This is a genomic window from Pseudomonas baetica (genome assembly GCF_002813455.1).
GTDB classification, from domain to species: Bacteria; Pseudomonadota; Gammaproteobacteria; order Pseudomonadales; family Pseudomonadaceae; genus Aquipseudomonas; species Aquipseudomonas baetica.
The window spans coordinates 6506663-6527733 of record NZ_PHHE01000001.1 but is presented as its reverse complement, the minus strand read 5'-3'; the positions used below and the strand labels follow the sequence as shown (position 1 = coordinate 6527733).

Here is a 21071-nt window from a genome sequence, read left to right as displayed (position 1 = left end):
CGAGCAAGCCCGCTCCCACATGGGAATGATGTTGGGGACTAGATTTGTGTCTGGCTACAGTCAGGGTGGGAGTGGGCTTGCTCACGAAGCTGGCAGCACATTCAACATCAGTATTGCCTGACATGACGCCTTCGCGAGCAAGCCCGCTCCCACATGGAATGATGTTGGGGACTAGATTTGTGTCTGGACACAGTCAGGGTGGGAGTGGGCTTGCTCACGAAGGGGGCGATACATTCAACATCGGTGTTGCCTGACATGACGCCTTCGCGAGCAAGCCCGCTCCCACATGGGAATGATGCTGGGGACTAGATTTGTGTCTGGACACAGTCAGGGTAGGAGTGGGCTTGCTCACGAAGGGGGCGATACATTCAACATCAGTATTGCCTGACATGACGCCTTCGCGGGCAAGCCCGCTCCCACATGGGAATGATGTTGGGGACTAGATTTGTGTCTGGCCACAGTCAGGGTGGGAGTGGGCTTGCTCACGAAGGGGGCGATACATTCAACATCGGTGTTGCCTGACCTGGGGCCTTCGCGAGCAAGCCCGCTCCCACATGGGAATGATGTTGGGGACTAGATTTGTGTCTGGCTACAGTCAGGGTGGGAGTGGGCTTGCTCACGAAGCTGGCAGCACATTCAACATCAGTATTGCCTGACATGACGCCTTCGCGAGCAAGCCCGCTCCCACATGGGAATGATGTTGGGGACTAGATTTGTGTCTGGCCACAGTCAGGGTGGGAGTGGGCTTGCTCACGAAGGGGGCGATACATTCAACATCAGTATTGCCTGACATGACGCCTTCGCGAGCAAGCCCGCTCCCACTAGGGAATGACGGTGGGGACTAGAGTTGCGTCTGGCCACAGTCAGGGTGGGAGTGGGCTTGCTCACGAAGGGGGCGGCACATTCAACATCGGTGTTGCCTGACACGACGCCTTCGCGAGCAAGCCCGCTCCCACATGGGAATGATGTTGGGGACGAGAGTTGTGTCTGGCCACAGTCAGGGTGGGAGTGGGCTTGCTCACGAAGGGGGCAGCACATTCAACATCGGTGCTGCCTGACCTGACGCCTTCGCGAGCAAGCCGCGCCCACAGGTTCCAGTGTGCTCCCGGCTTACGCCAGGCTTTTGCTCACCACTTCGTAGACATCACTCGACAACTGCCCCGAAGCCCGAATCCGCTCCAGCTCGCCTTTCATCAACGCCTGCCGCGCAACGTCGTATTTGCGCCAGCGAGTCAACGGTGCCAATTGCCGCGAGGCGATCTGCGGATTAAACCCGTTCAGCTCAATCACCAGATCCGCCAGGAAGCGATAACCCGAACCGTCCGCCGCATGGAAGTTGATCAGGTTCTGCCCGGCAAACGCGCCGACCAGTGCGCGCACCTTGTTCGGGTTCTTGATGTTGAACGCCGGGTGCTGCATCAACGCTTTCACCCGCTCCAGACCGCCTGGCAACGTGCTGCCTGCCTGCACGCTGAACCACTGGTCCATGACCAGCGGGTTGTCCTTGAAGTGCTCGGCGAAACTGGCCAGTGCCAAGGCTTTTTGCTCCTCGAACGGCGAGTTGACAAGTACCGCCAGCGCGGTCAGGCGCTCGGTCATGTTGTCGGCTGTTTCAAATTGCTCCAGCGCCGCCGCCAGTACTTCCGGCTTGCCGCTGAGCATCAGGTACGACAGCGCAATGTTCTGCAGGGCACGACGAGCGAAGTGTTCGGCCTCGGCCACGTACGGGGTGTTCTTCGACAGGTCACGGTTGGCCTGATAACGCAGCCACAGTCCTTCGAACAGATTGTCCGCCAGTTGCTTGCGGGCAAATTCGCGGGCGATGTGGATCGCGTCCACGTCAGCCACTTCGCTGATTTCGGTGAGGTACGCCTCACCCGGCAGCGAGAGCATTTCCGCGACCATCGCCTGATCCAGCGACTCATCGGACAGCACCGTGCGCAGCGCCGTGATCAGGCGCGGGTCGAGCACCAGGCTTTCGCCCTTCTGCTGCTGGCCGATCAGCTCTTGCAGCACTTGCACCGACAGTTGCTGACCGGCATCCCAGCGATTGAAGCCGTCGCTGTCGTGCTGCATCAGGAACATCAGTTGATCGCGGTTGTACGGGAAGCTCAGTTTCACCGGCGCCGAGAAGCCACGCAGCAGCGACGGCAACGGTTGTTCGGCGACATCGACGAAGGTGAAGGTCTGCTCGGCTTCAGTCACGGAAATGACGCGAGTGGTGCCTTGGGCAGCGGCTTCGCCAGCCAGACGCAGGGCGATTTCTTTGCCCTGGCTGTCGAGCAGGCCCAGCTCCACGGGAATCACGAACGGCAGTTTTTCGACCTTGTCCGGGGTTTCCGGGCAGCTCTGGCGGAAGGTCAGGCTGTAGGTTTTCGCCGCAGCATCGTAAGACTCGCTCACTGCCAGACGCGGCGTGCCGGCCTGGCTGTACCAGCGCTTGAACTGGGTCAGGTCGACGCCATTGGCATCTTCCATGGCCTTGATGAAGTCGTCGCAAGTCACGGCCTGGCCGTCGTGGCGGTCGAAGTACAGATCGCTGCCCTTACGGAAGCCTTCGGCGCCGAGCAAGGTGTGGATCATGCCGACCACTTCCGAGCCCTTTTCGTACACGGTCAGGGTGTAGAAGTTGGAAATTTCGATGAAGCTGTCCGGGCGCACAGCGTGGGCCATGGGACCTGCATCTTCGGCGAACTGGTGGGTACGCAGGTACGCCACGTCCTGAATGCGCTTGACCGTGGCCGAGTTCATGTCGGCCGAGAAGCCGGAATCGCGGAATACGGTGAAGCCTTCCTTGAGCGACAACTGGAACCAGTCGCGGCAGGTCACGCGGTTGCCCGACCAGTTGTGGAAGTATTCGTGGGCGACGATGGCCTCGACCCGCTGGTGCGCGGCGTCGGTAGCGGTTTCGGCGCGGGCCAGCACGGCGCTGGAGTTGAAGATGTTGAGGCCCTTGTTCTCCATCGCGCCCATGTTGAAGTCATTGACCGCGACGATCATGAAGATGTCCAGATCGTACTCGCGACCGTAGACCTCTTCGTCCCAGCGCATCGACTTCTTCAGGCTGTTCATCGCGTGCTGGCACTTGTCGATGTTTTCCGGCTCGACGTAGATGCGCAGCGCCACGGTGCGTTCGGTCAGGGTGGTGAAGGTGTCTTCAACGCACCACAAATCACCGGCCACCAGCGCGAACAGGTACGCCGGTTTCATGAACGGGTCTTCCCAGGTCGCCCAGTGCCGGCCGTCTTCGCCGGGGCCGGAAGCGATCGGGTTGCCGTTGGACAGCAACACCGGATAGCTGTGCTGTTCGGCCACCACCGTGGTGGTGAACTTGCTCATCACGTCCGGGCGGTCGAGGTAATAGGTGATCTTGCGGAAGCCTTCGGCCTCGCACTGGGTGCAGAACATCGTGCCGGACTTGTACAGGCCTTCCAGCGCGGTGTTGGTTTCCGGGTGGATCTTGACGCTGGTGTCGACCGTGAACGTATCGCTGGTCGGGTGCAGGGTCAGGTGGTTTTCGCTGAGCTGGTAATCATCAGCGCTCAGTTCCTGGTCCGCCAGGGTCACCGAGAGCAATTCCAGTTGCTGGCCATCGAGCACCAGCGGCGGCAGGCCCGCGCCACGCGCCGGATTGCGGCGCATCACCAGTTGCGCGTGAACCAGGCTGTGGTCCTCGAACAACTCGAAGGTCAGGTGCGTTTCGTCGATCAGGTACTCAGGCGCCTGATAGTCCTTCAGGTAAATCATCTTCGGTTGTTCGGTGCGCATGCTGGAATCCTTATTGATGCACGGCGAGCTGATAAGCCGTGTACTTGCGAATGTTGATCACGCCGGTGTCGAAGATCAGGTACTGGCCCTTGATCCCGAGCAGCGTGCCTTCGGCAATCGGGTTCTTGTCCAGGTTGAAGCTGACGATTTTGGCCGGGTATTGCTCGACCGGATAGCGGATTTCGAGAGGTTCTACATCGGCAATCGTCTGAATAGCTTGTAGGCCGAATCGCTCTTGCAAACTTTGCAGGCCTTCGGCGCAGCTTTCGAACAACTGATCGCGCACTTGCGCCAGATCGACCGCCACCGCATCGCCCTTGAGCAGTGCACGCCAGTTGGTCTTGTCCGCCACCTGGCTACGGAACAGGTCTTCGACGAAGCCCGACTGCTGCCGCGTTGACACACGCATGATCGGCAACGCCTGACTCGCGCCCTGATCGAGCCAGCGGGTCGGCAACTGAGTTGCACGGGTGATACCAACCTTGATCCCCGACGAGTTGGCCAGGTAAACCACATGGTCAGTCATGCAGAACTGCTCGCCCCACGCCGGATCCCGGCAGGTGCCGGCGTCAAAGTGACAGCGCTCCGGGCTCATGATGCAGAGGTCGCACTGGGCCAGTTTGGTCATGCAAGGGTAGCAATAACCCTGACTGAAACTGGTTTTGGTCTTGCGTCCGCAATGGGTGCAGTGAATCGCCCCCAGGTATTCCAGACGCACGGTGGTGCCGATCATTGGATTGACCGGCACCTCGACGTCGTCCAGACGAAATGCGTATTGCACGTTCGGCCCGTCCAGGCGCGCCGACATTTTGCTGATTGCACCGCGGCCAATCTCGATCAATGGATGGCATCCGACTTGAACAGGATGTTCGGCACTTCGATCGACTTCGACGCACATTCTTGCGGGCCCATGTAACCGGTGCGCTGGTCTTCAGGCAGGTTCTGGATTTCCCAGGCGATCATCGCCTGCAACGACAGCTCGCGCTGTTCGGCGGTGAGCTTGCCACCGTCCGACCACTTACCGATTTCCACGGCCAGCTTCAGGCTCTCGTAGATGTCCGGGGTGATGTTCTTGATCATTTCGTTAAAAGAGGACATCAGGGTCTCCGTGATCTTTATTCACTGAAAATTTTAGGCGGCCAGTTTACGGCGGTTATACAAACCGCCCAACAAACCGGTGAAGCATCCGATGAGTAACCCGCCGACATGGGCGGCGTTGGCAATTTCGCCGAAACCGATCATCGAGATCAGCCCGGACATGCACACCAACAACCACACCAGCATCATCACCAACACGCCGCGCGGCAAACGATAGGCCGGGTTCGGTGACAATAACTGGAAGATCCAGCAGTGACCGAGCAAACCGTAAAGCACGCCGGACAGGCCGCCAAACAAGGTCGCGCCGCTCCAGGCGAACTGCGCATAGTTGGAAACGAGGCTGAACAGCAACGTCAGGCCGATCAGATTGATACTGCCCTGACGCGACTCGATGCGCCGGCCCAGTTCCCAGTACCACATACCGTTCATGGCCAGGTGCAGGATGCCGAAGTGGATCAGCATCGGCGTGACCAGACGCCACCACTGCCCCGCCGCCAAGCTGTCGGCCAACGGAGTGAAGTGGATGTATTCGCCGATCACACGGAAATCGAGGAAGGTCAGCCAGCGCAGGGTTTCCAGGTTTTCACCCAGAAAGGTCAGGCCGCCGACGATCAGGCACAACAGCAGAATGAAGCCAGTGGCCTTGGCGTGCTTCAGTTGCTCGGCAAAGCTCGGGCGCTTGAAGGTCGGGGCAACCGGGACGTCCAGTTGCTGATCGGGATCACCGGCCGGGAAGCGCTCGTACAGCGAGCGCACGTCTTCGCTGATCTCGGACGGCGCCCACAACACTTGCTCGCCCGCCTCTTCGCTGACCCGATGTGGCACTTGCATACGTTGCAACAACTGGACGAAACCACTCAGATCCACCGCCAGTGGCAGACGCAATACCGCTACCGCACTCATTGCAGCACCTCCGGCCGCTCAACATCGACCCAGACAAATTTATGCGGATCGAGGCGGGTTTCCTGATCCAGACGATAGGCGACGAGTTTGCCGTAGAGCACCGCGCTGTAGTCCAGGCAGGCGAGATTCGGGCGGATCGGCGCCGGTTTGCCGCTGCGCCAGTAATGACCGACGAACAGTAACGGCTCATCAACGCCGTAGCGCAGCAGGGAATTCTTTTCGGTTGAAGTCAGCGGCGTTTGCGCGACTGGCTCGGGCAGTGCGTCGGGCTGAAAGACGATGTCGCCGTAGGTTTTCGGGTCGTCTTCCCAGAACTTGGTGCGGAAGAACGAACGCACCAGACCGTCGCCGCTGGTCATGGTCTGGCCGTCGGGCAGGCGCATGTCGGTGCCACGCAGCAGGCGATCGAACACGGTGCAGGCAAAGCTGCCGGGCACGGCCGAGGCCTGGAGGAAATGCTCATCGATGCGCGCATCGGGAAACAGGCCGCGCAGCGGTTCGATCAGGCCGGCGTCCCAGCAGGCATGCACCACACGGAAACGCCCGGCATCCACCACCAGCGGCAGTTCATAGAACCACTGTTGAAAGTCGTGCCAGTCGCCGGGATGGTCTTCGAACTGTGTCAGGGTTTCATGGAGCAAACGCGCGTGACGCGGCGTGTGTTCGCGCACGAACTGCTTGCCGCTGCCCGGCGGCGCCGGCGTGCTCCAGCCCAAGGCGTTGAATTCGTGGTTGCCCATGATGCACAAGGCCTGACCGGCCTCGACCATGTCGTGAACGATGTGCAGCGCCTCGCGAATGCGCGGGCCACGGTCGATGATGTCGCCGACAAACACGGCCATGCGCGATGGATGCCGCCAGACCCCGCCCTGCTTGTGATAACCGAGACGGTCAAGCAGGTGTTCCAGGGTCAGGGCGCATCCGTGCACGTCACCAATCAGGTCATAACTGCGCGCGGGATCGAGCATCAGTCGCCTCCACCACCCAGCTTGCTGCCCCAGCCGAGCTTGGTGCGGCAGACTTCGTAATAGTTGTGGTCGAGCGGGTGAATCAGGCGCAGCTTCTGCGCTTTTTTGCTGACGGTGATGGTGTCGCCCGGTGCACAGGTGAAGTGGTTCTGCCCGTCGCAGGAGACCTGCGGGTAAATCTGCATGTTTTTCGACACGACGATTTTCAGCTCACTGTTGCCATCGACCACAATTGGCCGGCTCGACAACATATGGGGGTACATCGGCACGATCACAATGGCATCGAGCTTGGGATGCATGATCGGCCCGCCGGCGGACAGCGCATACGCGGTGGAACCGGTCGGGGTGGCGACGATCAGGCCGTCGGCCTTCTGGCTGCAGACGAACTGGCCGTCAATGTACAGCTCGAACTCGATCATCCGCGTCGACTTGCCCGGGTGCAGCACCACGTCGTTGAGCGCATCGCCCTGACCGATGGCCTCGGCATGCCGGCGAACTTCGGCTTGCAGCAGGAAGCGGTTTTCTACCAGGTAATGGCCGTCGAGCACCTTGGCCACTTCGACTTCCAGCTCGTCCGGGCGAATGTCGGTGAGAAATCCGAGACTGCCGCGGTTGATCCCCAGCACTGGAATGTTGTGTTTGGCCAGCGCCCGTGCGGCGCCGAGCAGGCTGCCGTCACCGCCGACGACGATGACCATGTCGCAGACTTCGCCGAGCATCTTGCGCGACGAGGTTTGCAGGCCGTGGCCCGGCAGCACTTCGGCGATGGTGTCTTCGAGGATCACATGCAGGTGACGATCGAGCAGAAAGCGTTTCAGTCGGCGGACGGTATCCAGCACCTGGGAACTGCCCAGGCGACCGATGATGCCGATATTACGAAATTGCTCCATGGGACCTCTGCGGACAATCGAAAACGCGAAAAACCCGATTATGGGCGATTCTGTTGAAAAAGTCGGATTTTCAAATGGCCTGAACTCAGGCACGACCACCACCGGAGAACCTACTCACCACATTGAGTGGTTTTTCGGCCCTTCGGTGACCTTTGCTGCTCTGTTATTGGGTTAATTTGAGGTTTTTTGCTTGGTGCAGGCGCACCTATCCCGTGACTGGTGGCCCTTGAGATGAAAATTTGGCCAGCCGTCGCAGGTTCTGCACCGCAGCGGCCAGCGTGAATTCATCCGTCGCGCCACTCATGCCACGTAGCCGCAGGCGATCCAATTTCAGGATGCGCTTGAGGTGGGCAAACAACATTTCGACCTTTTTACGTTCGTGGCGAGAGCGCTGATATGCCGGCGTTGCTGCAATGCGCCGAGCCACATCGCGAGCGGCTTCATGGACGCTGCGAGCGATCTTGCGGAACGCAGTGTTCGGGCAGCACTTGGCTTTCATCGGACACGTAGCGCAATCGGTCTGCCGGGATCGGAAGATGATGGTGTTGGCTTTGGTGACGTGTGAACGCTCGTTTTTGAAGGCTCGCCATTCGCTGCGCAATGGGTTGCCGGCTGGGCAGCGGTATTCCTCGGCCTCTTCATTCCAGTGGAAATCGTTACTCGAAAAGCTGTCGTTCTTGCGCTCAGTTTTGTCCCACACCGGCACATGCGGCTCGATGTCTTTTTCCTCCACCATCCAGGCCAGCATCGGCGCGGTACCGTAAGCGGTGTCGCCAATGAGGCGTTCCGGCTTGATGTCGAACAGCGCTTCGACCCGTTCGATCATCGTCTTGGTGCTCTCGACTTCTGCGGTTCGATGAGCCGGTGTGGGTTCCACATCCATGATCACGCCGTGCTCGGTATCGATCAGATAATTCGTGGAGTAAGCGTAGAAAGCTGGGCCGCCTGGAGCAGCGGTCCAACGGGCCTGAGGATCCGTCAGCGACAGGCGCTTCGGTAGCGTTTCGGCCAGAGCCTCTTCATCGAGCGCCTCAAGATACTCACGCACGGCGCGAGTGGTCAGGGATGGATCGCTCCAGTTGACCTGTTCATCTCCCGGTACGCCGCGCTGCCGACTCGCATCCGCCTTGATGATGCTGGCGTCCACGGCAAAGCCTTCACCTTTGACCAAGCCTGCGTCCATGCAACGACGCAGCACTTCATTGAACAACCAGCGAAACAGATCACTGTCCCGAAAACGGCCGTGTCGATTTTTGGAAAAGGTCGAGTGGTTGGGCACTTCATCTTCAAGGCTCAACCGGCAGAACCAGCGATACGCCAGGTTCAAATGGGCCTCTTCGCACAACCGTCGTTCGGAGCGGATGCCATAGCAGTAGCCGACGATCAGCATGCGGATCATCAGTTCAGGATCAATCGACGGACGTCCAATCGGGCTATAGAAATCGGCGAGGTAATGGCGCAGGTCACTCAGATCGAGACACTGATCAATGCTGCGCAGAAGATGATTGGCTGGGATGTGATCTTCAAGGTTGAACGAGTAAAACAGCCGCTCCTGCCCACTCGATAACTGTCCCATCATGCTCTGTGATCCCCCGCCGGCCAATGAAGCAATTTTGCCGCAGGTCAGACAGGGGAGCTACTTTTTCAACAGAATCGGGCGAAAGCCGCCGTTAGACAAAATCCTTTCAGCCTCAAGGGTGGGCTTGTGTTTAAGGCTATGCTCGCAAGATGATCCTATTTCCCGACCAGCTCCAGTTACCCCACCAATTGCGCCATCCCGAAGTGCGCGATCTGGCGTGGGTGATCCTCGCCCCGCCGATGCTCGCCACCACGCCGTGGCCGCAGCGCCCCCCCTTGGCCGGTAGTGACTGGGTGGCCGATCCCCAGCGCCTGGAGCAATGGCTGCGCCAGCTTGATCACGACAGCTACGAATTGCTGCACTGGTTGTCCCAGGCGCGCACCCGCCGTCTGGGCCTGTATTACGAGCGCTTGTGGCAGTTTGCCGTGAAGCATGCGCCGGGCATCGAGCTGATCGCGGCGAATCTGCCGATCCGTCGCGAGGGCCACACCCTGGGTGAACTGGACATGCTGTTGCGTGACCGCGATGGCGTGCATCATCTGGAACTGGCGATCAAGCTCTACCTCGGCCCGCAAGAAGGTGACGGGCATGACCCGGCGCAATGGCTGGGGCCGGGTTGCCATGATCGACTGGATCGCAAACTGGCGCATCTGGCCGAGCATCAACTGCCGATTTCGGCGCGCCCGGAAAGCCGCGAGGTCCTGGCGGCGCTGGATATCGAAGTGTTCAGTGCGCAGCTGTGGCTGGGCGGTTATCTGCTGTATCCATGGCCCGGCACGGCGGCATCACCGAGCGGCGCGCATCCGCAACATTTACGCGGCAGTTGGCTGCATCAGAAGGATTGGCCGGCATTTGTCGACCAACGTCCGGCCGGGCGCTGGCAACCCCTGCCCCGCCATGCCTGGCTGGCGCCGGCGCATTACCCGGCAGATCAGACCTGGGCTGCGGAGCATTTGCAGATGTGGCTGGAGGATCTGGAACCGCTGGCCCCGGCGCAGCTAATGGTGCGCCTGATCGAGAATGCACAGGGTGAATGGGAAGAGGCAGAGCGCTTGTTTCTGGTGTCCGATCTTTGGCCGAATGTGCCCGGCCAAGCCTGAAAATTTCAGTGCCTGACCCGGCCTCTTCGCGAGCAGGCTCGCTCCCACATTTGGACTGCATTTCAAATGTAGGGAGAGGCGATACATCCCCCTGTGGGAGCGAGCCTGCTCGCGAAGGGGGCGACTCGGTTTAAAGGGATAAACGCACAGCCAAAGCCGCCAGCGTCACCAACAACACCGGCACCGTCAGCACAATCCCGACCCTGAAGTAATACCCCCAGCCAATGTGGATCCCCTTGCGCTCCAGCACGTGCAGCCACAGTAACGTCGCCAGACTGCCAATCGGGGTGATCTTTGGCCCCAAATCGCTGCCAATCACGTTGGCGTAGATCATCGCCTCCTTGACCACCCCGCTGGCCTGACTGGCATCAATCGACAGCAGGCCAATCAACACCGTCGGCAAATTGTTCATGATCGACGACAGCAGCGCCGTCAGCACGCCGGTGCCCATGGCCGCGCCCCACACGCCGCCACCTGCGAAGACGTCCAGCCAACCAGCGAGGTACCCGGTCAACCCGGCATTGCGCAGGCCATACACCACCAGATACATGCCCAGCGAGAAAATCACGATCTGCCACGGCGCTTCTTTCATCACCTTTCGCGTGGAAATCTTGTGGCCACGAGCGGCGATGCCCAGCAGCAACGCCGCACAGACGGCGGAAATCGCGCTGATCGGGATGCCCAGCGGCTCGAGGGCAAAACAGCCCACCAACAAGATCGCCAACACCGCCCAACCGGCATAAAACGTGGCTTTGTCGTGAATCGCGGTTTGCGGGTGTTCGAGCTGTTCGGGGTCGTAGGCCTTGGGAATGTCGCGACGGAAAAACCACAGCAGCATGCCCAGTGTCGCCGCCACGCTGACGAAGTTGACCGGCACCATCACCGCCGCGTAGCGGTTGAAGCCGATGTGAAAGAAGTCCGCCGAGACGATATTGACCAGGTTCGACACCACCAGCGGCAGGCTCGCGGTATCGGCGATAAACCCTGCACCCATGACGAAGGCCAGGGTCGCCGCCGGCGAGAAACGCAGGGCCAGCAGCATCGAAATCACAATGGGCGTGAGGATCAACGCCGCGCCGTCATTGGCGAACAGTGCCGAGACCAGCGCACCGAGCAGCACCATGAAGGCAAACAGCTTGCGCCCGCTACCCCGTCCCCATCGCGCCACGTGCAGCGCAGCCCAGTTAAAGAAGCCGGCCTCGTCGAGCAACAGACTGATGATGATCAGCGCCACGAAGGTGCCGGTGGCGTTCCAGATGATTTGCCACACCAGTGGGATGTCGCTCAGGTGTACCACGCCGAAGATCAGCGCCAGCACCGCGCCCAATGTCGCGCTCCAGCCGACGCCGAGGCCTTTGGGTTGCCAGATCACGAGGGTAATGGTCAGCAGGAAAATCAGTGACGCAGCGAGCATCCGTAACAGCCTTCAAAGAGTGAGGTAAAAAGGCCACGACGAGTGCCGAGCCAAAAAGATGACCTGTGGGAGCAAGCCTGCTCGCGAAAGCGCACTGTCAGTCGCCATTGATGCAACGGCTGACGACGCCTTCGCGAGCAGGCTCGCTCCCACAGGGGATTTCGCTGAAGTTACTTTTTGTGTTGCTCTACGAATTGACCATAAGCATCAATGAATTTTTGCAGGAACGGCTTGACCGTTTCGCTCAATTTTCCTGCCTCATCGAACGCCGAACCTGCCCCGCCCAGATAGGCCTCTGGCTGCTGCATGCACGGCACATCAAGAAAGACAAACGATTGGCGCAAGTGCTGGTTGGCACCAAAACCACCAATGGCACCGGGCGATACGCTGATCACCGCACCCGGCTTGCCACTCCAGACAGCTTTGCCATAAGGCCGCGAACCGACGTCGATGGCATTCTTCAACGGTGCGGGTACCGAACGGTTGTATTCCGGCGTGACAAACAGCACCGCGTCGGATGAACCCACTTTTTGCCGAAAAGTGCTGTAGGCTGCCGGCGGTGAATCACCGTCGATGTCTTCGTTGTAGAGTGGCAGATCGCCGATTTCGACAATCTCGAGCTTGAGATTCGCCGGGGCCAGTTCAGCCAGGGCCAGGGCAACTTTGCGGTTGATCGAAGCTTTACGCAGGCTACCGACCACTACGGCGACGTTGTAGACATTGCTCATGGAAGACTCTCGATGTCCGTGGGAGGAGCCACAAGTTATAGATGATCCGGTGCCGGTTCCACCAGCAGGCGAAGCAAATTCACGCCCGTTGATTATTTTTTTCCTGTAGGAAAACTTACAGGCCTTGATGACGGTCTACCAAGCCGCAAATCAAGCGTTTTATCTCCAGAGGTTCTAAGCAGATGGCAGCAGTACTCGTCGGTCAGTTCCATGCAAGAGATGCGGAAGGCCGCGTTTATTCCGTGCATGAATTCCAGGAATCCACTCCGTCGGCAGACGGTCTCGCTGGCATGGAGCCTGTCACCACCTACAAGCTGGCCATTGGCGATCGTGTCAACAAGATTGATGACAACCAGTTTGAACTGGTTCAGTCGGGTGTCATGTTGACCCGCGAACCTGAGCCAATCGCTTCATAACTCGTCGTTATGAGCAGAAGTCATATGCGCAGACTTGGGGTAGGATTCAGCCTCTGACCCCACCTGCTGAACATGGACTTCACGCATGCGTTTACGTCATATCGAAGTGATTCAGGCGCTCTTGCAGACCGGTCACCTGGGCACCGCTGCCGAATGGCTGGAGTTGCCGCTGGCCGAGGTCGAAGAGCGTTTGCGTGAAGCCGAGAGTCAGTTGGGGTTCATGCTGTTCGCCAGCGTGCGCGGGCGCCTGCAATCGACGCCCGAGGCGCGGGCATTGCAGGCACAAATCGCGCACGTTTATGCAGCGCTGGAGCCGGTGCAACGCCTGGCCAGCAGCCTCAAGCAATACCTCGCCCCGCCCGTGCGCATCATCGGCACCCCTCCGCTGGCCCAACAATTATTGCCACAAAGCCTCGCCGCCCTGCGCCGACGCCTGCCCGACGCCCCTTGCAGCCTGCTCAGCGCACCAACGCGCGACATCGTTCGCAGCCTGTTGCTGCGCGAAAGTGATCTGGGCTTGAGCCTGCACGATCCGGAACATCCCGACATTCATTGCCAGCCATTGGCCTTGGGCAAGCTGCAATTGCTCGCGCCCCACGGCTGGCTGCAACCGAAGCAGAAATACATTTCCCTGCAGGATCTGGCCGGGCAAGCGATGGTCGGCCTCGAAGGCCAGGACCCACTGAGCCCGGCGCTCGAGAACAAACTACAGGCCTTGCGCCCGGCGCCCAGCATTCAGACCCGGGTCCAGACCCACCAGATGATGCGCAGCATGGTCGAAGCCGGTGAAGGCCTGGCGATCGTCGATCCGTTCACCGCGCTGGGCGCACGTGCCGCAGGCCTTGATGTGTGCCCGCTGTCACCGGCCGTTCCCGTCAGCCTGTATGCACTGACCTTCAAGCACGCGCCAACACCGGCTTCGATTCAGACCTTGCTGGCGATCCTCACGGAACAAGCCGTGGCGATGCTGTCGAGTTGAGCGATTTTTCCAGCGGATTATCGAACAATCGATACCAGAACAACGCCACTTCGGCGGTGTTCGGATCTATGCCGCGATAACGCAAATGGTCGACACCGCCAATCACATACCCGCAACGCTCATACAAACGACAGGCGCCGAGGTTATTGTTCTGGGTTTCCAGCATGATCCCCGGGAGCTTTTTCTTGCGGCTCCAGAATTGCGCGACATCCAGCAACGCCTTGGCCACGCCATGGCGACGGGCCGGTGCGTGCACCGCCAGTTCGTCGATATGGGCAAAGCCGTTCCAGTTGGTGCTGATCACCAGATGGCCAACCGGCTCGTCATCGAGGTAGGCCATGAAAATCGCGCTGTCCGGGGCATCGCGAAAGCTGCTGAACTCTTCGGGATCGATGCCATAACATTTGCGGTACGGCACAATCGGCGTCACCGGCCATTGCTCCACTGGTTTGCCGATCACCGCCGTACCGTACGCGGCGACCTCAAAACTGAAGTCACAGCCCCAGATGTAAGGCGCGAAGCCTTCATCGGCGACCCGCACCGACAAGCCTGGGTATTTTGGATTCATCACCGGTTGCATGCTTGCAAAACTCCTCATTCCTTGACGCAATCGACGGTGTACTGCCGCCCACTGCCTTCATCTTCATGTTGCAGTCCATGCACATCGGCGACAAAACCGGGAAAACTGCTATCGAACGTGCGGGCAAATTTCAGGTAATCGATGATCGAGCGGGTCGATTCGGTAAAGCGCTCACCGGGCATGATCAACGGGATCCCCGGCGGATACGGCACCAGCATCACCGCCGCAATCCTGCCTTCCAACTCATCGATCGGCACCGCCTCGACTTCACCGCGCACCAGATAATCATAGGCATGAGCGGGTTTCATGGCGATTTCCGGTAGCACTGTGTACATGCGTTTCAGGTGTTTGGCGGTGGCATTGCTGCGGTAGCAGGCGTGCAATTGGTCGCACAGATCCCGCAGGCCCATGCCGCGATAACGCGCCGTGTCTTCCTGAGCGACACACGGCAGGCACGTCGCCAGACTGACGTTGGCGTCGTAACTGCGTTTGAACTCCAGCAACTCGGTGAGCAGCGTGCTCCATTTGCCTTTGGTGATGCCCATGGAGAACAGCACCAGAAACGAATACAGCCCGGTCTTTTCAACCACCAGCCCGCGCTCCCAGAGGAACTTGCTGACCACCGCCGCCGGAATGCCCTTCTCGCTTAACGCACCACCCGCGTTCAGCCCCGGCATCACCAGCGTGACTTTGATGGGGTCGAGCAGTACGTAGTCGTCGGCAACTTCGCCGAAACCGTGCCAGTCGGCATCCGGTTGCAGCAGCCAGTCAGCGGTTTGCACACGGTCGATGCCCTCGACACCCGGCGGCTGCCAGATCGAAAACCACCAGTCATCTGCCGCGATGTGCTGGCGCAGATTGGCCAGCGCCCGGCGGAAGCTCAGGGCTTCGTCGAAGGTTTCCTGCAACAGCGAGCGTCCGGCCGGGCCTTCCATCATCGCTGAGGCCACATCCAGCGAGGCGATGATGCTGTATTGCGGCGAAGTGGAGATGTGCATCATGAACGCTTCGTTGAAACGATCTCGATCCAGTTGCCGCGCGCCGCCGTCCTGCACATGAATCATCGAGGCCTGACTGAAAGCAGCGAGCAGCTTGTGTGTGGAGTGGGTGGTGAACACCAGCGGGCTGTCTGCGCTGCGCGAAGTGGCCATGCCGTAGCGCCCGGTGAAGAACTCGTGGAACGCCGCGTAGGCATACCAGGCTTCGTCGAAATGCAGCACCTCGACGCTATTGCCCAGGTGTTGCTTGATCAGTTCGGCGTTGTAACAGAGCCCGTCGTAGGTCGAGTTGGTGACCACCGCCAGTTTGACCATCGGCGCGCGCCCCTTGGTCAGCGGGCTCGCGTCGATCTTGGCCTGGATCGATTCGCGGCTGAATTCGCTCAGCGGAATCGGCCCGATAATCCCCAGCTCATTGCGCTCGGGGCACAGGTACAACGGGATTGCGCCGGTCATGATGATCGCGTGCAACACCGACTTGTGGCAGTTGCGATCGACCAGCACCAGATCGTCGCGAGCGACCATGGAGTGCCAGACGATCTTGTTGGCGGTCGAGGTGCCATTGATCACGAAAAAGGTGTGATCGGCGCCGAAATTACGCGCTGCCCGCGCCTCGGCCTCAGCAAGCGGGCCAGTGTGATCGAGCAGCGACCCCAACTCCGGCACCGACACTGACAAGTCCGAACGCAAGGTGTTTTCACCGAAGAACTGATGAAACGCCTGCCCCACCGGACTCTTGTGATACGCCACACCGCCGCCATGACCGGGGGTGTGCCAAGAATAATTGGAGTCGGCGGTGTGCTGCACCAAGGCCTTGAAAAACGGCGGCAGCAACCCGTCCAGATACTTGCGCGCCGCCCGCGCCACTTGCCGGGCGAGGAACGGCACGGTGTCTTCGAAAAGATAGAGAATGCCGCGCAATTGATTGAGTTCGGCCATGGCATCGGCCGGGGCGTTTTCCAGGGTGACTTGCTCGCCCAGGGCAAAGATCGGCAGATCCGGCGCACGCACCCGCGCCAGGCCGATCAGTTCGGCCATGTTCTGCAACAGATGGGAGTTCGTGCTGGCGTCCTCGGCGGCGATCAGCATGCACGCGAGGCCATGATGGGTCGAAGCCACCAGACGCCCTTCGGCGTAATCGGTGGCCGAAACGATACTGAAACCTTCCTGCTCCAACTCCCGGGCGATGCCACGGATACGGTCACCGGCGACCGTGTCGGCCTTGATGTCGCGATGGACGATCAGCACCGGAAACTTCAAATCTTTGTACATGGGGCTCAGTGTCCTGAGGCGGCGGATTCGAATCCGCCAATGCACTCAGGGTAGAGGGTTGCAGCGAAAGTGGCGAGTGTGGCCACTTGTCAGTACTGCCAAAAGCAAAAGATCGCAGCCTGCGGCAGCTCCTATGTATGGACTCGCCCCCACTGTCTACCCGTTTTTTGAAAACTGTCGCCCCGTTGCATCTATGTATTAGGCCTATTCGTGGAAGCCGTCTTCGGCCTCTGGCCAAAATTGGAAGAGCTCGTGGCATGCCGATTACAGTCAGGCCTCGAAGGCCAGTAGGAGCTTAGGCATCAATCCACGCCGGTCTTACCTGGGGTCAATTTTTTTCAGCAAAGGGTCGGACAGTCAGTACCTCGGTGGCAGAACTCGGTCGCTCAGTGGCTTATCGTCGCTTACTGACCATTACCAGCATGACGACGATAAGACTGGTCATTCTGTAGAAGCACCCAGACGATTCGTAGGTTGCGGTTGGCTAACCTGATCGCAGCCTCCTTACGGCCCAGTCGGCTCATCCACCGCAACAAGCGGCGGTCATCGGGTTGCAGGGAATCAGGTCGCAGTTGTTGCAGGACCGAATGGGCTCCCTGGATCATCAAGCTGCGTAAATAAACATCACCTCGCTTGGTCATGTCGCCCAGCCGGACCGTCTGCCCGCTGCTGTGCTGGTCAGGCACCATGCCAAAGTACGCGGCAAACTTGCGGGCATTGGGAAACCGCTCAGGGTTGGTTTCCTTGGCCACCAGTGCCGTGGCAATGACTGGGCCAATGCCGCGCACGGTCATCAGTCGCCTCGCTGTCATGTCGGCGTTAGCGGCCACTTCCAGGCGGCCCGTCAACACGCCGATGCGCTCGCCCAAATGGCGCCACTCAGCCAACAGTTCGTCGATCAATTCACGCAGCAGGCCAGGCAGTGGCTGGGTCGCATCTTCCAGTACCCGCGGAATCTTCTGACTGATCGCAACATCGCCCTGCGCCAAGGCCACGCCGTGCTCGAGCAGCAGGCCGCGCATCTGATTGCTGACCGCCGTGCGTCGACGCACATAGCCCTGACGGGCGCGATGCAGCGCTTGCATTGCCAGCGCAGCAACGCTTTTGACCGGTACCGCGCAGATTTTTTCATCGCGACCAGCGCGCAGAATCGCCAGCGCATCGTTGCGATCATTTTTAGGCCCACTGCGGTGTGTGGTCACCAAACCGGCTGGAAGAATCCGCGCCAGATTACCTTTGTCTTGCAACTGCCGGGCCCAGGCTTGAGCTCCCGGACCGGTCTCCATCAAAACCACGACATGAGGCGGCAGCTGTTGGAGAAACTCATAAAACGCCTCACGCGACTTGATCCGCTGTTCATAGCGCACCTGGCCGAGGACATCTTCACCAGCGACCTGAAAGACCTGTTTGGCCAGATCTACCGCCAAAGTTGTGCAGGCCGACAAATCGGAAGAAGACAGGGATTGATCATTCGAACTATGATTTTTCATGGACTCGCCCTCGCTGTCGATGGCTGTTTAGACTGCCACCGTGGCGCATTGACGCCTCGGCTTGGGCGAGTCCATCCAATTACAGAAGAATGCGATCTCTGTAGGAGCTGCCGCAGGCTGCGATCTTTTGATCTTCAAGCCTGGGCGTCAGCCTCGGCGATCTGCGTCCACATCGCCGGCCCGCCAGCGGATTTGGCAATAATCTCCAGTCGCACTTGATGGGCTGCCAGTTCATCTTCAGTCGCACGAATGATCCGCGCGGGCTGACGATCCGCCGGCAGGCGACGGATCTCCGTGGCGGAATTGTCCGCGCCGTCGCCCGTGCCATTACCGTCCGAAGCATTACCGGCCAGCGACAGGCTGGTCTGGCCACCGGTCATGGTCAGGTAGACGTCAGCGAGAATCTCGGAGTCGAGCAAGGCGCCGTGCAGTTCACGGCCGGAGTTGTCGACGCCATAACGTTTGCACAACGCATCAAGGCTGTTGCGCTGCCCCGGGTGACGCTCCCGGGCCATCATCAGGGTGTCGAGGATCGAGCAGTGCTGGGTGATGTCGGCGCGATCGTGCTGACCCATCAAGGCGAATTCGTTGTTGATGAAGCCAACGTCGAACGCCGCGTTATGGATGATCAGCTGTGCGCCCTTGATGAACTCGAAGAACTCATCGGCGACTTCGGCAAAGCGTGGCTTGCCCACGAGGAATTCGTTGGTGATGCCGTGGACGCCGATGGCGCCTTCATCACTCTCGCGATCCGGTTGCAGGTACACGTGAAAGTGCCGGCCTGTCAGGCGCCGACCGATCAGTTCGACACAACCGATTTCGATAATCCGGTGACCATCGGTCACCGGCATGCCGGTGGTTTCGGTATCGAGTACAACGGATCTGGTGGCCATCAGTGCTCAGCTCTCAACGGGTCAATCGTGCAAAAGCGCGAATGTTAACACGCTCTCGGCGTGAGTCGCGCGCCCCCGAGTGATCGGCGCTCATGCAGTTTTTAACAATCATTAGCAATGTTCATAAAGTCTGCCTGGAAACCGCTTGTTAGCGTGCGCGCCTTGTTTACCAAGGGTTTGAACGCACCATGAAGACTGCACTGGTTCTATTGCTCGGTATTGGTTTGCCGGTTGCGCAAGCGCATGCCACTAGCTTCGTCATCAGCACCGACATCACCATGAGCCTGATTTTAAGCTCAAGCAAAGGTACGAGTGGGTCGTTCAAGGACGACAAGGTTGTGCTGGCAGCGAAGGATGATGCGGAGGCATTTGTCGCCAGTGGCGGCGAGATTCGCGGGGTGCGAATGGAGGCGGCGTTTTTGCGGATTCGCCAGGTACTGGAGGATCGTGATTATGGTGATCTGCAGTTGGCTGAAGCTATTTTGATTCTGTGAGTCCGCGTTATCGTTCTCCGCGAGCAGGCTCGCTCCCACATTGGATCTGTGTGGTGCACAAAGCCCCTGTGGGAGCGAGCCTGCTCGCGAATGGCCGCACCGCAGTACGTCAGGAACGACTCAGGTCTGCTTGTAACCGCGCACCTCATCCACGCCACGGTTAGCCAGTTGGTCAGCCCGTTCGTTGCCGTGGTGACCAATGTGCCCGCGCACCCATTTCCAGGTGACCTTGTGGCGGTTGACCTGCTCGTCCAGTTCTTTCCACAGATCAGCATTCTTTACTGGCTCCTTCGCAGCGGTTTTCCAGCCGCGCTTCTTCCAGTTGGCCATCCACTCGTTGATGCCCTTCATCACGTACTGTGAGTCGGTCACCAACAGCACTTCGCACGGGCGCTTGAGCGCTTCAAGCCCACGGATAGCGCCGAGCAGCTCCATGCGGTTGTTGGTGGTGTTGGCCTCGCCGCCCCACAGTTCCTTTTCGACGCCCTTGCACACCAGCAAGGCGCCCCAGCCGCCCGGGCCGGGGTTGCCCTTGCAGGCGCCGTCGGTGAACAGTTCTACGGTGTCGACGCTTTCAACGCTTTCGCTCATGCCTATCTATCCAGAAAAATGCCTGTCTTGCCGATCACCGATCGACAATGACCGAGGCCGGGGAAAACCCGGCCACAAATAAAAGAAGGTTTACGGTTCGATACGGCGGCGATTGACCTTGGCCATCGGCAGCGGAATCAGCTTGCCCATCGGCTCGCGACGTTCCTGACGCAGCGGCCGCAGCCCGACCACAATCTTGCGCGCCACCAATAAATAGAAGCCGCCACCCGACAACTGCCAGTCACCGGCCTTGCGTTCCCAGCCAGCCAGACGGGCCTGCCACTTGGGCGACGCGAGCGGCGGACGATAGCACCCGAAGCGGCGTTTCTCCAGCGCAAAGCCCAGCAGATTGAGCCAGTCGGCGACCCGCGACGGCGAGATGCAACGGGCCTGGCGCAGGGCGTCATGGGCGAACACATGGCGCAAGCCCCAGGTGCTCCAGGGGTTGATCCCGATGATCAGCAAATGCCCGCCGGGGCGCACGCTGCTTGCCGCTTCGCGCAGCAAACCATGAGGCGACAGACAGAAGTCCAGACCGTGCTGCATGACTACCACATCGGCGGCGTGCTCGCTCAACGGCCACGCCTGCTCTTCGCAGACGATCTCGACACCGGGCAGCGGCGCACCGAGGCGCACGTTGCGCTGCACCTGTGGCGCAGACGGTGGGGCCTCGGCCGACGGGCCGTAATGCACCAGATAGCCGCCGAAGAACCGCCCCAACTCGTCTTCGAGCATGCGCCGCTCTTCATCCAGCAGAAACTGCCCGATCGGACCGGACAGCCATTCACGGGCGGCGCTGATCAACGCCAGCCAGTCGGGATCGGCCTGAGCGAACGCTTTATCGGTCATGTCATTCTCCAACGCGCCAGGAACTACTAAGATGCGCCAATGTTTTCCGCTTGGCGAATTC

At 59.8% G+C, this 21071-nt stretch carries 19 protein-coding genes; 4 read left to right on the top strand and 15 right to left on the bottom strand.

Going from position 1 to position 21071, the window contains the following annotated elements; genetic code table 11:
- Nucleotides 1–1110: 1110 nt before the first annotated feature.
- From pepN to ATI02_RS30425, 7 genes are all read right to left on the bottom strand, one after another.
- Nucleotides 1111–3768, bottom strand: coding sequence for an aminopeptidase N (gene pepN, locus ATI02_RS30455; RefSeq protein ID WP_100848232.1), 2658 nt, complete (start codon nt 3766–3768; stop codon nt 1111–1113).
- 10 nt (nt 3769–3778) lie between these two features.
- A complete protein-coding gene (locus tag ATI02_RS30450) occupies nt 3779–4609 on the bottom strand; it encodes a DUF2797 domain-containing protein (protein ID WP_095190145.1) in 831 nt (276 codons plus the stop codon).
- Nucleotides 4606–4866 (bottom strand): YeaC family protein, encoded by a 261-nt coding sequence (locus tag ATI02_RS30445; RefSeq protein WP_060540507.1) that lies wholly within the window; start codon nt 4864–4866, stop codon nt 4606–4608. The genes ATI02_RS30450 and ATI02_RS30445 overlap by 4 nt, the downstream gene beginning before the upstream one ends.
- Nucleotides 4867–4899: 33 nt before the next feature.
- Nucleotides 4900–5769 (bottom strand): rhomboid family intramembrane serine protease, encoded by an 870-nt coding sequence (locus tag ATI02_RS30440; protein WP_100848231.1) that lies wholly within the window; start codon nt 5767–5769, stop codon nt 4900–4902.
- On the bottom strand, nt 5766–6740 hold the full coding sequence (locus tag ATI02_RS30435; protein WP_370872657.1) for a metallophosphoesterase: 975 nt from the start codon (nt 6738–6740) through the stop codon (nt 5766–5768). Before ATI02_RS30435 ends, ATI02_RS30440 begins: the two co-directional genes overlap by 4 nt.
- Complete coding sequence (locus tag ATI02_RS30430) at nt 6737–7627, bottom strand: NAD(+) kinase (protein WP_003224174.1); 891 nt, start codon at nt 7625–7627, stop codon at nt 6737–6739. The genes ATI02_RS30435 and ATI02_RS30430 overlap by 4 nt, the downstream gene beginning before the upstream one ends.
- A gap of 205 nt (nt 7628–7832) precedes the next feature.
- Nucleotides 7833–9206, bottom strand: a complete 1374-nt coding sequence (locus tag ATI02_RS30425; RefSeq protein ID WP_100845584.1) for a transposase — start codon at nt 9204–9206, stop codon at nt 7833–7835.
- A 149-nt stretch (nt 9207–9355) separates the two neighbouring features.
- Between ATI02_RS30425 and ATI02_RS30420 the strand changes: the two genes are divergently transcribed.
- A complete protein-coding gene (locus tag ATI02_RS30420) occupies nt 9356–10306 on the top strand; it encodes a DUF1853 family protein (RefSeq protein ID WP_100848230.1) in 951 nt (316 codons plus the stop codon).
- Between the two features lie 130 nt (nt 10307–10436).
- Here the strand turns inward: ATI02_RS30420 and ATI02_RS30415 are convergent, their stop codons facing one another.
- Both ATI02_RS30415 and ATI02_RS30410 read right to left on the bottom strand, forming a co-directional pair.
- Nucleotides 10437–11720, bottom strand: a complete 1284-nt coding sequence (locus tag ATI02_RS30415) for an arsenic transporter (RefSeq protein ID WP_100848229.1) — start codon at nt 11718–11720, stop codon at nt 10437–10439.
- A gap of 170 nt (nt 11721–11890) precedes the next feature.
- Nucleotides 11891–12448, bottom strand: coding sequence for an NADPH-dependent FMN reductase (locus ATI02_RS30410; RefSeq protein ID WP_095190150.1), 558 nt, complete (start codon nt 12446–12448; stop codon nt 11891–11893).
- Between the two features lie 182 nt (nt 12449–12630).
- On the opposite strand from ATI02_RS30410, the gene ATI02_RS30405 reads away from it, so the two are divergent.
- Nucleotides 12631–12864, top strand: coding sequence for a hypothetical protein (locus ATI02_RS30405; RefSeq protein WP_100848228.1), 234 nt, complete (start codon nt 12631–12633; stop codon nt 12862–12864).
- Nucleotides 12865–12949: 85 nt separating this feature from the next.
- Nucleotides 12950–13843 carry a LysR substrate-binding domain-containing protein gene (locus ATI02_RS30400; protein ID WP_100848227.1) on the top strand — a complete coding sequence of 298 codons (894 nt, stop codon included), beginning with the start codon at nt 12950–12952 and terminating at the stop codon, nt 13841–13843.
- On the opposite strand, the gene ATI02_RS30395 is transcribed toward ATI02_RS30400, so the two are convergent.
- The 4 genes from ATI02_RS30395 to dnaQ all read right to left on the bottom strand — a co-directional run bounded on the left by ATI02_RS30395 (nt 13809) and on the right by dnaQ (nt 19076).
- A complete protein-coding gene (locus tag ATI02_RS30395) occupies nt 13809–14423 on the bottom strand; it encodes a GNAT family N-acetyltransferase (RefSeq protein ID WP_100848226.1) in 615 nt (204 codons plus the stop codon). The two genes, ATI02_RS30400 and ATI02_RS30395, sit on opposite strands and share 35 nt — an antisense overlap.
- Nucleotides 14424–14437: 14 nt before the next feature.
- Nucleotides 14438–16693, bottom strand: a complete 2256-nt coding sequence (locus ATI02_RS30390) for a lysine-specific pyridoxal 5'-phosphate-dependent carboxylase LdcA (protein ID WP_100848225.1) — start codon at nt 16691–16693, stop codon at nt 14438–14440.
- A 404-nt stretch (nt 16694–17097) separates the two neighbouring features.
- Nucleotides 17098–18138 (bottom strand): IS110 family RNA-guided transposase, encoded by a 1041-nt coding sequence (locus ATI02_RS30385; RefSeq protein ID WP_100848419.1) that lies wholly within the window; start codon nt 18136–18138, stop codon nt 17098–17100.
- Between the two features lie 179 nt (nt 18139–18317).
- On the bottom strand, nt 18318–19076 hold the full coding sequence (gene dnaQ / locus ATI02_RS30380) for a DNA polymerase III subunit epsilon (protein WP_095190972.1): 759 nt from the start codon (nt 19074–19076) through the stop codon (nt 18318–18320).
- Nucleotides 19077–19264: 188 nt separating this feature from the next.
- Here dnaQ and ATI02_RS30375 point away from each other — a divergent pair, with 188 nt between their 5' ends.
- Entirely contained in the window at nt 19265–19570 is a 306-nt protein-coding gene (locus ATI02_RS30375; RefSeq protein ID WP_100848224.1) for a DUF2388 domain-containing protein, read from the top strand.
- Between the two features lie 120 nt (nt 19571–19690).
- Here the strand turns inward: ATI02_RS30375 and rnhA are convergent, their stop codons facing one another.
- Together rnhA and ATI02_RS30360 are read right to left on the bottom strand one after the other, a co-directional pair.
- The gene (gene rnhA / locus ATI02_RS30365; protein WP_064390484.1) at nt 19691–20161 is read right to left on the bottom strand and encodes a ribonuclease HI; all 471 of its coding nucleotides are present in this window, start codon (nt 20159–20161) and stop codon (nt 19691–19693) included.
- 90 nt (nt 20162–20251) lie between these two features.
- Nucleotides 20252–21010 (bottom strand): class I SAM-dependent methyltransferase, encoded by a 759-nt coding sequence (locus ATI02_RS30360; RefSeq protein ID WP_095190975.1) that lies wholly within the window; start codon nt 21008–21010, stop codon nt 20252–20254.
- Between the last annotated feature and the right edge of the window lie 61 nt (nt 21011–21071).